Raw genomic sequence first — 13,779 nt, forward strand, 5'->3', positions numbered from 1 at the left:
TCAAAAACTTCGCGATTGAAGTATTTTTGGAGAAAGTAAATCTGGAAGGCGAGAGACGTTACATGCAGGTAAACGCTGCGCGCCGCGCGTTCGGGTGGCGCTACGCCCCGGAGGTGAGGTCAGACTCTCTCTAGGAGAGCTGCTGGAGGACGTCCCACTGCAGGCCGTCGGCGGCCGCGAGGAACACACGCTGATTCAGATGGCGGTTTCGCACCTGGACGGTGCCGCGCGGACTCTCGTACTCCAGCCCCTCGGCCATCGCCTGGATCCGCTCCACGTCCAGCACACCCGCCCTGCGCAGCAGCTCGGTGAGCATGCGCACGCCTTCGTAGCAGGACTCGCCCAGGCTGTTGAGCACCGGCGCCTGCAAGCCGAACCTGCGCCTGTAGGCCGCGGCGAAGTCCAGCCCGGACGCGGTGGGCAGGTCTTCGAAGTATCCCGCCGAGGTCATCAGGCCCCGCGTGTTCTCCGGCCCGGTGGCGAGGAGGACGTTCTCCTCGATCAGCGAGCTGAACCGGACGTGGTCTCGATCCAGCCCCGCACTGCTGAACGCGCGGTTGAAGTTGACGGCGTCATTGCCGATCAAGAGCATGAGGACCGCTTCGCACCCGCTGATCGCGACCCGGCTCAGCGTCTCCCCGAAGTCCTCGGTGCCCAGCGGCACATAGATCTCGTCACACACGACGCCGCCCAGTTCGGCCAGGTAGTGCCGGGCCGCGCGGGCCGACGATCGCGGCCAGACGTAATCGTCGCCCACGATCGTCCATCGCCGGATTCCCAGCTCGCTCGCGAACCATTCCAGCGTGGGCCGCAGCTGGCGATTCGGCGTCTCCCCGGTGAGGAACACCCCAGGAGACCGCTCGCCGCCCTCGTAGAGCGCGGTGTAGACGTACGGCACCCGTCCGCCGATGCGCGGAGCGACGACCTCGCGTACCGCGGAGATGTGCCAACCGGCCACGGCGTCGATCATGCCTGCGCAGATCAGCGCGTCGATCTCGTTCGCCACCTGCTCGGGCGGCGCCCCACCGTCGACGAGCACAAGCCGCAGCTCCTTGCCCAGCACTCCCGACTCGGCATTGACCTCTTCGGCCGCCAACTGCGCGCAACACTCGCAGGACGGCCCGAAGATCCCGGCCGGGCCCTGGAGCGGTATCACGAGGGCGACGTCCAGCGTGTCATGGCGCTTGGGCCCTGCGGGAGAGCCGGGCCACAGGCGCGACTTCTCGATCATGTAGGTAACGTTATCTATTACTTGTTACTGAAATATTTCACAGCGATAAGGAATGGTACCGTGGGAGGGAAGGCCACCACGATCTCTTGGCAGGGAAGTTGACGACTGCAGCGACCGTACATCGCGACCTCGACTTCGCGCGGCTCCTCACGCTCGTCGAACGGAGTGTCGTACAGAAGCTCGGTGCGGCGCTGAAAGCGGACAACGCCACGATCGAGGAGTGGCGCGTGCTGTCACTGCTGGGCGACGGCAACGGTCACCCTATGACCGAGGTCGCCGAATTCGCGGTGCTCTCGCCGCCGAGCCTCACCAAGGTCATCGACCGCATGGTGTCGTTGACCCTCGTGCATCGCCGGGTGGATGAGGCGGACCGTCGGCGCGTGCTGGTGTTCGCGACGGAGCGCGGGCGCCAGGCACTCGAGAAGTGGACCGCCACGGTGGAGTGCCAATACAAGGACATTGTCGACGCCATCGGCGGCGAGGAGATCGCCCTGCTGCGGGCCCTGCTGGTCCGCGTGTCCGGCCGTCTGGGGCAATGACCCGGAGGCGTGCTGCGTGCGATCGCCGTCATCTCGCACCGGCACGGCTCGATTTTGCCCCTAAAGCCTCGCCTGTAGGTCCTGCTCGACCTGCTGTGCGAGCAGGCGGTGGCGGTTGGCTCGATTGACTTCCTGCCGATGCGGATCCGGGATGGGCGCCGCGAGCAGGAGGCGCTGCGTGTACGGATGCTCGGGGCTCGATGTCACGACGTCCCCGTCCCCGTCCTCGACAAGCTCCCCTCGATACATCACCGCCACCCGATGGCTGATGTAGCGCACGACGCCCAGGTCGTGCGACACGAACAAATATGCCACAGCAAGCGACTCCTGCAGCTCGATCAGCAGATCGAGCACGGTCGCCTGGGTCGAGAGATCAAGTGCCGACACAGGCTCATCACAGACGACGAGCTTCGGACGCAGCGCGAGTGCCCGGGCGATCGCGACTCGCTGGCGCTGGCCGCCGCTGAACTCCCGCGCATAGCGGTCCACGGCGTCCTTCGGCAGCCGAACCTGGTCGAGGAGCTCGCGTACCTGCGCCTTGGCGGCGTGTCGCCTGACGCCGGTGACCCAGAGTGGCTCGGTGAGGATGTCGCCGACCGTCATGCTCGGGTTGAGCGAGGTGTAGGGATCCTGGAAGACCACCTGCAGCTCGCGCGCGAGCCCGCGGCGCGCACGGCGCGAGGCGTGCCCGATCTCCCGGCCCTCGAACCGAATCGAGCCGGCAGTCACCGGGGCGAGGCCGAGAATGGCGCGGCCGAGTGTGGTCTTACCCGAGCCCGACTCGCCGACCAGACCGACGGTCTCGCCGGGCTTCACGTCGATCGAGACCCCGTGAAGGGCACGGAACGGTTTCGAGCGGAAACCCTTCGACGGATACTCGACAACGAGGTCTCGAACCTCGAGCAGTGATTCAGACACGAGACTCTCCCGTAGCCTTCGCGCGGGCGAGCCGGGACGGCCGCCCGTCGAGCATCGAGCCGAGCAGCGAGCGCGTGTAGTCGTGCCGCGGCGTGTCGAAGATCGCCTGGGCGTGCCCGCCCTCGACGATCTCGCCCTGCCGCATCACGAGGACGCGATCGCAGATGTCGGCCACGACACCGAAGTTGTGCGTCACGAACAGCACGCCGAGACCTTTCTCCTGCTGCAGGTCACGGAGCAGGTCGAGGATGTCGGCCTGCACCGTGACGTCGAGCGCCGTGGTCGGCTCGTCGGCGACGAGCAGTTCGGGATCGCATGACACGGCACCGGCGATGAGGACTCGCTGCGCCATACCGCCGGAGATCTCGTGCGGGAAGGCACGGTACGTGCGCGCGGGGTCCGGGATGCCGACCCGTGCGAGCAGGTCGAGCACGCGGTCACGCGCCGCCGCTCGGGAGAGGCCGAGGTGCACCCGGACGACTTCGCTCAGCTGGTTGCCGACCCGGAACGACGGGTCGAGGTTGCTCATCGGCTCCTGCGGGATGTAGCCGATCCGGCGCCCGCGCACGGTGCGCAGGAACGACGCCGAGCGGCCGAGAAGCGGCTCGCCGGCGAGCGCGATCGCCCCAGAGGTGACCTCGCCGCCGGTCGGCAGCAGGTCGAGGACCGAGAGCGCGACTTGGGTCTTGCCCGATCCGGACTCGCCGACGAGGCCGACGACCTCGCCGTGTGCGACATCGAGCGAGACTCCGTGTACGACCTCGATGGAACCGGCGCTGTAGGCGACGCGCAGATCTCGGACCGAGAGCAGCGCGCTCGACGGGGCCGCCGTTCCTATTGTCTCGGGAGCTCCGCTCCCTTCGTTGTTCCCGGCCGGGGAAGCAGTGACGCGGTGGCGGCGCCGGACCGGCTTCGCGGCGCCCGCCTGCAGCGCGTCCCGCAGACTGCTCGCGAACAGGGCGAGGGCGGCCGAGGTCATGAAGAGGGCGAGGCCGGGCCAGAACAGCATCTGCGGAGCCTGGAAGATGTTGAGGAAACCCTCGTTGAGCATGGAGCCCCAGCTGGCGGTCTGAGGGTCGCCGAAGCCGAGGAACTCGAGTCCGGCCTGGATGTTGATGCAGATCGCCAGCACCATGGCGCTGTGCATGATGAGCGGCCCGCGTACGACGCGAATCATGTGCCGGGCGATGATCCTGGTGTCGCTCAGGCCGGACACCAGGGCGGCGTCGATGTAGAGCTCGTTGCGTACCCCGCTCACTGTGGCGCGCACCAGGCGGTACGCGCCGGGCGCGAGCATGACGCCGAAGATGACCATCGACGTCCAGATGGAGGGGCCGAACACCGTGCGCAGCGCCAGCAGGACGATGATCGCAGGCAGCGCCTGGAGCAGGTTGGAGGCCCACGAGGAGACCGAGTCGAAGGTCCGGCCGTAGTAGCCGGCGATGAGCCCTGCGGGCAGTCCGATGACGAGCGAGGTGAGGAGGGCGATGGTCGCGCCGAGCAGGCTGACCTGGGCGCCGTACAGAAGCCGGGAGAGCAGGTCGCGGCCGGCGCTGTCGCCGCCGAGCGGGTGCCCGGCGGAGATCGTGGCGAAGATGTCGTCGAGCGACGACCGGGCCGGGTCCTGGGGGGCGAGCACGGGCGCCAGTACGGTCGCGAACAGGATGAGCAGCAGGACCATCAGCGAGATGATCCCCAGCGGGTCGTGCAGCACCTTGCTGATGACACCACGCCGTGCCGCGACCGCTGTGGGGGCCGGGATCGAGACCATCTGGCTCATGAAAGACGCACCTTCGGGTTGAGAAGGCCGATGGCGAGGTCGACCACGAGGTTGACCAGCACGACGATGGTGGTCATCACCAGGACGACACCCATGATGACCGGTACGTCGCCGTTGATCGCCCCGTTCGTGGCGGCGAGGCCGAGTCCGGGGAGTGCGAAGATGCGCTCGACGAAGACGGCGCCGCTGAGCGTGCCGACGAAGGTGAGCGCGACGACCGTCAGCGCCGGTGCGCTCGCGTTGCGCAGGACGTGCACGACGACCCGCCAGGACGGCAGGCCGCGCGCACGGAGCGTCCGCACGTAGTCCTGTTCGAGGACGTCGATCACGGCGCCGCGCACCTGCTGCGCCACGCCGGCGACCGCGCCGACCATGAGGGCGACGATGGGCAGGGTGATCGATGCCAGCCACTGGCCGGGCGAGGCGGTGAAGGGGACGAATCCTGTCGCAGGCAAGAGCCGCAGTTGCAGCGCGAGGCCCGACACGAGCAGCAGTGCGAGCCAGAAACCCGGCACCGCGAAGCCGACGATCGCGACCACCTGAAGCGCGATGTCGAGGGCGCCCCGGCGGAGTGCGGCGGTGACGCCCAGGGCGAAGGCGAGCAGCGTCGAGACCAGGATCGAGCCGATCACGACGGTGAGGGTGACGGTGGCCCGGCTGGTGACCAGGGAGCCCACGGGCTCCGCCGTGAACCAGGAGCGGCCGAGGTCGCCCAGGGACAGGTGCCCCACATAGTCGACGAACTGAACGTACAGCGGCCTGTCGACACCAAGCTCGGCCGACTTGGCGGCGACCTGCTCGGGCGTCGCGTTCTCACCCAGGATCTGCCGCGCGGCGTTCGCCGCGTTGCCGTACATGAGCAGGAACGTGAGGGATGGGACCACCAGGAGCACTGACAGACCCGCGCCGATTCTCTTCGCGAGGAACGCCAACAACTTGACTGCCTTTCCGGCACCCTCTCCGGACGGACGGACCGAGCCCGGCCCCTCCGGAGACGGTGCTTCTTACCCAGCGGCGGGCGCGTAGTTGTAGATCGACGGGATGTTCTGGTCCTTCTGCAGCGTCACGTTGACGGGGCCGGCCACGAAGTACTGCTCCTCGATGAACAGCCAGGGGTCGAACCAGACGTTGTCGACGAGGAACTTGTTGATCTCACCGATGATCTTGGCGTGGTCCTTCTCGGCCGCGGCCGGGTAGGACTGGATCAGCTGGGACAACTGGGGGTCGGTCGTGTGCAGCGGATTCCAGGTGGCCTTCTCGACGAGATAGTTGTTGATCACTTTCCAGTCTGTCGGCCCCGCGCCGAAGATCGCGGGGGACATCGCATACTTGCCGCTCTGCAGGCCCGCGAAGTATTGCGGGATCGTGCCGAGGTTCTTGAATGTGACGCGAATGCCGAGGGCGCCGAGGCTGTTCTTGTAGTTCTCCATCGCGGCGGGCGTGGTGTTCGCGTTGATCGGCAGGGTCAGGTCGAAGCCGCCCGCATAACCCGCCTCCGCCATGAGCTTCTTCGCGCCGGCGACGTCGTAGCCGTAGGCGTTGTTGAGCGCTTCGCCGTATCCGGGGGAGGCCTGCCGGAAGATCTGCGTGTTGGGCACGCCGGTGTCCGCCATCAAGGCTTTCCGGATCTGCGGCACGTTGAACGACATCGCTATCGCGCGGCGAACCCGCTTGTCCCCGAGCGCCGGGACGATCGAACCTGTGCGATCGTAGAAGATCATGCCCATCCACGAGATGTTGCTGTCCGGAGTCAGATGTTTGATACCCGCGGCCGTGGCGGCCTTGCGGTTGTCGGCGCCGGTGAGGTTGGCGGCGTCCACCTGACGGCTCTGGAGCGCGTTCAGCAGCGACACCTCGTCGGGGAAGATCTTGAACACCACCTTGCCGAACTGCTGCAGCTCGGGGTTCCAGTACTGCGGACGCGCGGTGAAGGTGTAAGTCGAGCCCTGCACCGTCGCGGCGGTGTCGAGCACATAGGGGCCCGAGCCGACCGGGGTCGTGGCGAGGCTCTGCGGGTTCTTGAGCGCGGCGGGACTGGCCATGCGACCGGCGGCGTCCGAGAGGTTGTAGAGGATGTCGGGATCGGGCGAGGTGTAGGTCAGCGTGACGGTGTCCGCGTCGACGACCTTGACCGAATCGAGGAGGGCGAGCTCACTCGAGAGTGGACCGGTGCCGTCGTGGAAGTGCTCGATGTTCGCCTTCGCCGCCTCGGCGTCGAAGGGAGTGCCGTCACTGAAGGTGACGTTGGGGCGCAGGTTGAGCGTGACCGACTTGTTGTCGTCGGCGAGTTTCCAGTCGGTCGCCAGCATGGGGGCATAGGTGCCGTCCGGCTTGCGCAGGATGAGTGAGTCGTAGGCGGCCTGGGCGTAGGGGACGAAGTTGGCGTCACCGGCTCCGGCGGGATCGAACGTCTGCGGCGCGACGATGCTGCCCAGGGTCAGCGTGCTGGTGGCGGCGCCGCTGGCGCTCTGCGGCTCGGCGCCGGCGCAGGCGGCGGCACCCATGGTGACGCCGACAGCGAGAGCCGCTGCGACGACGGTGCGGATGTGCATGAATACTCCCTTGTGTCCGTGGCGCGGCGGCGACGGCGTGGCGGGTCCTTGCTCAGCACCTGATCGGTCAGGCTTGGAGGACGATCGTCCGCATCGCCTGAGCGATGCGGAGCGCCCGGGCGTCGCAGCCGCCGGGCGGTGGCATGCGGCGGACGACGTACCCGAAGCTGATTCCGGTTTCCGGATCGTGGAAGCCGAGCGCGCCGCCCATGCCGTCGTGGCCGAACGCACGGAATCCGCCGAACAGGAGCCCCGGGACGGGCTTCTGGAAGACGATGCCGTAGCGCCGCTCGATCCCGATCACCTCGTCGATGCCGGCCACCTGGGGTTGGGCCAGTTGCGCGATGGTGTCGGCGGAGAGCAGCGGGGCGCCGGTGAGGCCCACGGTGCTCTCCGCGAAGAGGGCCGCGATGCCGCGCGCGGACGCGGTAGCGCCGGCGGCCGGCATGCCGATGGCGCGATCGCGCCGGGCCTGGCGACGACGCTCGTCCTCGTTCGTGGGGGACGCGGCGCCGGCCATCACATAGGCGCCCAGCTGGCCGGGCGTGCGGGGGAAGGGCGGGCCGGCGGAGCCGGCGACCGGGCGCATCGGCAGCAGGTCGAGAGCGCGCGGTTCGAGCTCCTTGGGAAGCCCTAGATAGAAGTCGAGGCCACGCGGCCCGCGGATCTCCTGCTCGTAGAACTCGGCGAGGGTGCGGCCGGTGATGCGGCGCACGATCTCGGAGCCGAGGATGCCGATGGTCACGGCGTGGTAGCCGAAGGCCGAGCCGGGATGCCAGAGCGGGCGCTGCGCGGCGAGCAGTTCGGCACCACGGACGGTGTCGGCGAGCTCGTCGCGGGTCAGTCCGGGCACGGCCTGCGGCAGGCCGGCCTGGTGGGAGAGCAGCTGGCGGACGGTGATCGCGGCTTTGCCGGCGGCGGCGAACTCGGGCCAGTAGCGCGCCACAGGGGCGTCCAGGTCGAGACGGCCGCGTTCGAGGAGGAGGCCGATGCTCATGGCGATCGTGCTCTTCGACACGGAGTAGGGGATGAGCAGGCTCTCCCGGGTGATCTCGGGGCCGATCGCGATGTCCAGCACGAGCTCCGTGCCTGCGTAGGCGGCGATCTGGAGGTCGTCGTCGCGGAACTCCCCCTGCTCGGCGATGCCGTCGATGAGTGGGCGGAACGGAGCGGCGACGTACCCGTCGAATCTCGTCGTGGGGGCGGTCATGCGATGCCTCCCTGCGTTGTCACAGTGGCGCGTGAACAACAGTTAGGGGAAACATACTGACCAGTGGTAAGTATGTCAATGATGCCGGATATGCCGGGCCTTCGCTTGATCAATAAGCTGGAGTCGCACATGCCACCTGCCTCGCCGGCGGCCGCCGCTGACACGCTGACTGCACGGGACGGCGCCCGCTTCAGAGACCTGAACGACAACGGCACGATGGAGCCCTACGAGGACCCGCGACTGTCCACTGCCGAGCGGGTCGCCGACCTCGTGACTCGTCTTTCGCTCGCCGAGAAGGCCGGCCTCATGTTCCACACCCAGGTGGTCGCGACCCCCGACGGCCGGGTCTCGAACGCGCCGATTCGACCGGGCCGCGTGGGCGCCGCCGACCTCGTCGGCGGCAAACTCATCACGCACCTCAACGTGACCGAGATGCCCGGACCGCGGGAAATGGCGCGCTGGCAGAACGCGGTGCAGGAGCTCGCCGCGCGGAGCCCGCACGGCATCCCGGTCACGCTTTCGACCGACCCGCGACACGGTTTCGGGCACAACGCGGCCGCTTCCTTCGCGGCGACCGACTTCTCCGCCTGGCCCGACCAGATCGGCTTCGCCGCCATCGGCGACGCCGATCTCGTTCGCCGATTCGGCGACGTCGCACGACACGAGTACCTCGCTCTCGGCCTTCGGGCGGCGCTGCATCCCTCGGTCGACCTCGCGACCGAGCCGCGCTGGGCACGCCAGTACACGACCTTCGGCCAGGACGGCGAGCTCGCCGGCCGCCTCGTCGTCGCGTACTTGGAGGGTTTTCAGGGCGCGACCCTCGGTCCCGGCAGCGTCGCCTGCATCACCAAGCACTTCCCCGGCGGCGGGCCGCAGCGCGACGGGGAGGACCCCCACTTTCCTTACGGGCGCGAGCAGACATACCCCGGCGGGCGCTTCGACGAGCACCTCGCGCCCTTCCGCGCGGCGATCGCCGCCGGCACCGCCGGCCTCATGCCGTACTACGGGATACCGATGGGCCTCGAGTGGGAAGGCGAGCCGATCGAGGAGATCGGCTTCGGCTTCAACCGGCAGATCATCACCGGCCTCCTGCGCGAGCATTTCGGCTACGACGGCGTGGTGTGCAGTGACTGGGGACTCGTCACCGACGCGCTGTCGCCCGACGGGAGCCGCATCCTGCCCGCGCGGGCCTGGGGCGCCGAAGAGCTCACGCCGCGCGAGCGCGTACGTCGCATCGTGGAGGCGGGGTGCGACCAGATCGGCGGCGAGGAGTGCGTCGACCTCCTCATCGACCTCGTCGAAAGCGGCGACATTCCCGAGTCGCGGATCGACGAGTCCGCGCGCCGGCTGCTCGCGGTGAAGTTCGATCTCGGGCTGTTCGACAATCCGTTCGTCTGCGAGGACGAGGCCGCCGCCGTCGTCGGCGCGCCGCAGTTCGTCGCTGAGGGGCTGGCCGCCCAGGCTCGCGCCATGGTGGCGCTCACCCCGCTCGACGCGTTGCCGGTGCAGCCTGCGCGGCTCTACCTCGACGGTCTCGACCCGACGGCTGTGGCAGGGGCCGCCGAGGTCGTCCACGACCCGCGCGACGCCGACCTGATCGTGGTCCGGGTCGCGGCGCCGTGGGAGGCCCGCGACACGTACATGCTGGAAAGCGGCTTTCACGCCGGCAGGCTCGAGTTCGCTGAAGCCGACATCGCCCGGATCCTCGATCTCGCGGCGGTGGCGCCGACGGCTCTCGTGGTGGGGCTGGACCGGCCCGCGATCCTCACCCCGTTCCTCGACACCGGACTCACCTTGCTGGCCGAGTTCGGCGCCTCCGATCGTGCGGTGCTCGACGTCGTCCTCGGCGTGGCGAAGCCGCAGGGACTGCTGCCGTTCGACCTGCCACGCTCGATGGCCGCCGTCGAGACGAGCCTGCCCGACGTACCCGGGGACACCGCCGACGCATTGTTCCGCGCCGGATACGCTGCCAGCAGCACCGCCGGGATCACACGGACCTGAGATGAAGGGAACACTGGTGCCCGACAGGGAAGCGCCCACACCGTCGCGCCCCCGCCCCTATGAGAGCCCCGGCCCTTACGAGAAGGGGCGGGCGAAGCGGCGGGAGATTCTCGACGCCGCGCTGGAATTGATCGCCGTGAACGGCTATGGCAACACGAGCGTGCAGCAGATCGCCGACGCGGCGAACCTGACCAAGGCAGGACTGCTCTACCACTTCGGCTCGAAGGAGAACCTCCTGACCGAGGTGCTCCGTCGCCGCGACGAACGCGACGTCGCCGCCTTCACGAACAGCGACGCCGCCGAACCGCGCATCACCCGCATCGTCCGGCACAACAGCGAGGTGCCCGGCCTCGTGGAGCTGTACTCGGCGCTGATCCAGGAAGGAGTCGACCCCGAGCACCCCGCACACGACTTCTTCAGTGAGCGTTTCCGCCGGGTCACCGGAAACGTGCGCGCCGACATCGGGCACGCCATGGACGCAGGCGAACTGCGGCAGGGGCTCGACGCCGAGATGCTGTCCCGCATCCTGATCGCGGTCGCGGACGGTCTCCAGCAGCAGTGGCAGTACGACCGCTCGATCGACATGGGAGCGCATCTCGACTACCTGTGGTCGCTGCTCGGTACGGCACGGGCTCGGGACATCGACGTGCCTGAGAATCCCGCCAATGGGACCGGCTCCCCGGGCGGCACCCCGGGCGGCACGGCATGAACGGCCGGGGATTCGGGCCGCGCACTCTGCTCGCCGACCTCCTCGACCACGCCGAGGCCCGCGGCATCATCCGGCGCACGTTGCCCGGGGTCGTGAACTCGCCACTGCTCATACAGCTGCGCCGGCGCTCCCTCGGCGACATCACGGCCGCCGGCCCGTACGCTCGGCTCACCTCCGCACAGCTCGACGACCTGTGGCGCGAGCTTGCCGCACTCGATGCCGGTGACCCACGCGTACGCTCCGATCCGCCGGCGATCGCGCCGGATCCCCACTACGAGCCGCCCGGCACGCCTCGCGCTTCGGCCGAAGTGATCTCCGCACCCGCTGCGGGCGAAGTGTGGGCGACCTGGGAGCTCGCACTCGACGGACCGAGCCATGGCAATCCGTTCGTCGACGTCGAGTTGCACGCACGCGTGACCGCCCCCGACGGGTCGGTACGCCGGATCGGCGGCTTCTACGACGGCGACGGGATCTGGCGCATCCGGCTGCTGCCCGACCAGGCCGGACGCTGGGTCGTCACAACGGAGGCGACCACGCCCTCCCTCGACGGCGTCACCGTGGAGCTCACCGCGGCGGCCGGTACCGGCCGAGGGCCGGTCCGGGTGGCCGACCGGTATCACTTCTCGCACGCGGACGGCACGCCTCATCTGCCGCTCGGTACGACCGCGTACGCATGGACCCACCAGAGCGAAGCGCTGCAGGAACAGACCTTGCGTACGCTTGCCGGCTCGCCCTTCACCAAGATCCGGATGGGGATCTTCCCGAAGTCGTATCTCTTCAATGCCAACGAGCCTCCGCTCTATCCGTTCGAGCAGGACAGCGACGGGGCGTGGGACTTCACCCGCTTCAACTCCGCCTATTTCCGCGCCTTCGAGCGTCGGGTCGCGGATCTCGCGGCGATCGGCGTCGAAGCCGATGTCATCCTGTTCCACGCCTACGATCGCTGGGGCTTCTCGGACATGGGTGCCGCCGTGGACGACCGCTATGTCCGCCACGTGGTCCGGCGATTGTCGGCATTGCCGAATGTCTGGTGGTCGCTCGCCAACGAATACGACCTGTTGTTCTCGAAGACCGTCGATGACTGGGAGCGGCTGGCCGCGATCGTCGTCGAGGAGGACCCGGTCGGGCACCTGTTCTCCATCCACAACTGCTTCGGCTTCTACGATTACGGCCGGCCGTGGATCACCCACGCGAGTGTGCAGCGCATCGACGTCTACCGCACCGCCGAGAACACCGACCAGTGGCGTGAGCAGTGGGGCAAACCCGTCGTCATCGATGAGTGCGCCTACGAAGGCGACATCGACCAGGGATGGGGCAACATCACCGGGGAGGAGATGACCCGGCGGTTCTGGGAAGGCGCGGTGCGCGGCGGTTACGTCGGGCATGGGGAGACCTACCTCAACGATCGCGAAGAGCTGTGGTGGTCAAAAGGCGGCGAACTCGTCGGCTCGAGCCCGGATCGGATCGCCTTCCTCAAACGGATCATCGAGGAATCACCGACCGGTGTGCTCGACCCGCTGCCAAGTGACTGGGACACCCCCTGGGGCGGCGTGGCGTCGCGCTACCTGATCGCCTACTTCGGCTTCAACCGGCCGTCGTATCGCGACATCACGATGGAGCCCGGCACGGTCTGGACGGTCGACGTGATCGACACGTGGAACATGACCGTCGAAACGCTGCCCGGCACATACTCGGGCAGCTTCCGGGTCCCCCTGCCGGCGCGCCAATACATGGCGATCCGACTGGTCGCGGCCGACGCGTAGCCAATCGGCCGGAGGGGTCGAGGCCCCGCGCGACCATCTCCTTCAGGAGGCGGTCACGCGGGGCTGATTGTCGCTGGTCACTTCCTGGCGAACACGCCGAACTCGTCGGCGTTCTCGGCGGTGACCAGCTCGCAGTCGATGGACTGCTTCTCCTCCTTGTCCGTCTTGCCGGTCTTGATGAACTGGTCGGCCTGGTCCACGGCGCTGGTCGCGCCGAGCGCGGCCGGCTGCAGCGCGGTGGCGTGCATCTCGCCCGCCTTGATGGCGGCGATGGCGTCGGGACTGCCGTCGAAGCCGACGACCACGACCTTCTTCAGCAGGCCCGCGGCCTTCAGCGCCGCGACCGCACCCAGCGCCATGGTGTCGTTGCCGGCGATGACACCCTGGATGTCGCGGTCCTTCTGGATGATGGTCTCCATCTTGGTGAACGCCTCCTGCTGGTCCCAGTTGGCGCTCTCCTTGGCGACCGGCTTCATGTCCGGGTACTGGGAGATCACGTCGGCGAAGCCCTTGGAGCGCACGCTGGCGTTGGTGTCGGACTCCTTGCCGACCAGCTCGACGTAGTTGCCCTTGCTCTTCATGGCCTCGACGAACGATTGCGCGACGAGCTGGGCGCCCTGGGAGTTGTTGGAGACGATCTGGGCCTTGGCGACGCCGGTGGCGTTGATCTCCCGGTCGATCAGAAAGACCGGGACGCCGCCCTGCGTGGCCTTGCGCACCGGGCCGATGGAGGCGTCGGCGCCGGCGTTGTCCAGGATGATCGCCTTGGCCTGGCGGGAGATGGCGGCGTCGATCAGCTCGCTCTGCTTGTTCGGGTCGTCGTCATGGGAGGCCACGGACGTCTGGTAGCCGAGCTTCTCGGCCTGAGCTTTCGCCGCCTCGGCCTCTGCTTTGAAGAACGGGTTGTCGTGCGACGGAGTGATGATCGCGATCAGACCGCCGGCCGCCGGGCTACCGGCTTGCGCGCTGGTCGCGGGCTGGTCGCCGCCGCCGCTGCCGCACGCGGCCAGCGTGGAGCAGCCGAGTAGGACGGACAGGGCCAGGGTGACGACGCGTGTGGGGGGCATCCGTGTCTC

General features: G+C 68.3%; 11 protein-coding genes. 4 read left to right on the forward strand and 7 right to left on the reverse strand.

Annotated elements, in window-relative coordinates; translation table 11 throughout:
* Positions 1–130: 130 nt before the first annotated feature.
* Positions 131–1,231, reverse strand: a complete 1,101-nt coding sequence (locus ACTWPT_RS35020) for a substrate-binding domain-containing protein (RefSeq protein WP_443181794.1) — start codon at positions 1,229–1,231, stop codon at positions 131–133.
* Positions 1,232–1,329: 98 nt separating this feature from the next.
* Between ACTWPT_RS35020 and ACTWPT_RS35025 the strand changes: the two genes are divergently transcribed.
* Positions 1,330–1,770 (forward strand): MarR family winged helix-turn-helix transcriptional regulator, encoded by a 441-nt coding sequence (locus ACTWPT_RS35025; RefSeq protein ID WP_443181795.1) that lies wholly within the window; start codon positions 1,330–1,332, stop codon positions 1,768–1,770.
* A gap of 60 nt (positions 1,771–1,830) precedes the next feature.
* On the opposite strand, the gene ACTWPT_RS35030 is transcribed toward ACTWPT_RS35025, so the two are convergent.
* From ACTWPT_RS35030 to ACTWPT_RS35050, 5 genes are all read right to left on the reverse strand, one after another.
* Positions 1,831–2,688, reverse strand: a complete 858-nt coding sequence (locus ACTWPT_RS35030) for an ATP-binding cassette domain-containing protein (RefSeq protein ID WP_443181796.1) — start codon at positions 2,686–2,688, stop codon at positions 1,831–1,833.
* Complete coding sequence (locus ACTWPT_RS35035; RefSeq protein WP_443181797.1) at positions 2,681–4,468, reverse strand: ATP-binding cassette domain-containing protein; 1,788 nt, start codon at positions 4,466–4,468, stop codon at positions 2,681–2,683. The genes ACTWPT_RS35030 and ACTWPT_RS35035 overlap by 8 nt, the downstream gene beginning before the upstream one ends.
* On the reverse strand, positions 4,465–5,403 hold the full coding sequence (locus ACTWPT_RS35040; protein WP_443181798.1) for an ABC transporter permease: 939 nt from the start codon (positions 5,401–5,403) through the stop codon (positions 4,465–4,467). Before ACTWPT_RS35040 ends, ACTWPT_RS35035 begins: the two co-directional genes overlap by 4 nt.
* A gap of 69 nt (positions 5,404–5,472) precedes the next feature.
* On the reverse strand, positions 5,473–7,020 hold the full coding sequence (locus ACTWPT_RS35045; RefSeq protein ID WP_443181799.1) for an ABC transporter substrate-binding protein: 1,548 nt from the start codon (positions 7,018–7,020) through the stop codon (positions 5,473–5,475).
* A gap of 67 nt (positions 7,021–7,087) precedes the next feature.
* On the reverse strand, positions 7,088–8,230 hold the full coding sequence (locus ACTWPT_RS35050; RefSeq protein ID WP_443181800.1) for a serine hydrolase domain-containing protein: 1,143 nt from the start codon (positions 8,228–8,230) through the stop codon (positions 7,088–7,090).
* Positions 8,231–8,359: 129 nt separating this feature from the next.
* Here ACTWPT_RS35050 and ACTWPT_RS35055 point away from each other — a divergent pair, with 129 nt between their 5' ends.
* From ACTWPT_RS35055 to ACTWPT_RS35065, 3 genes are read left to right on the forward strand one after another with little or no spacing between them, the layout of a single operon-like run.
* Entirely contained in the window at positions 8,360–10,231 is a 1,872-nt protein-coding gene (locus ACTWPT_RS35055) for a glycoside hydrolase family 3 protein (RefSeq protein ID WP_443181801.1), read from the forward strand.
* Between the two features lies 1 nt (position 10,232).
* Positions 10,233–10,940 carry a TetR/AcrR family transcriptional regulator gene (locus ACTWPT_RS35060; protein ID WP_443181802.1) on the forward strand — a complete coding sequence of 236 codons (708 nt, stop codon included), beginning with the start codon at positions 10,233–10,235 and terminating at the stop codon, positions 10,938–10,940.
* Entirely contained in the window at positions 10,937–12,703 is a 1,767-nt protein-coding gene (locus ACTWPT_RS35065; protein ID WP_443181803.1) for a DUF5605 domain-containing protein, read from the forward strand. The genes ACTWPT_RS35060 and ACTWPT_RS35065 overlap by 4 nt, the downstream gene beginning before the upstream one ends.
* Before the next feature lie 77 nt (positions 12,704–12,780).
* On the opposite strand, the gene ACTWPT_RS35070 is transcribed toward ACTWPT_RS35065, so the two are convergent.
* Positions 12,781–13,770 carry a D-ribose ABC transporter substrate-binding protein gene (locus tag ACTWPT_RS35070; RefSeq protein WP_443181804.1) on the reverse strand — a complete coding sequence of 330 codons (990 nt, stop codon included), beginning with the start codon at positions 13,768–13,770 and terminating at the stop codon, positions 12,781–12,783.
* Positions 13,771–13,779 lie beyond the last annotated feature (9 nt).

It is taken from the genome of Nonomuraea sp. 3N208 (assembly GCF_052245935.1).
In the GTDB taxonomy this organism is placed as follows: Bacteria; Actinomycetota; Actinomycetes; order Streptosporangiales; family Streptosporangiaceae; genus Nonomuraea.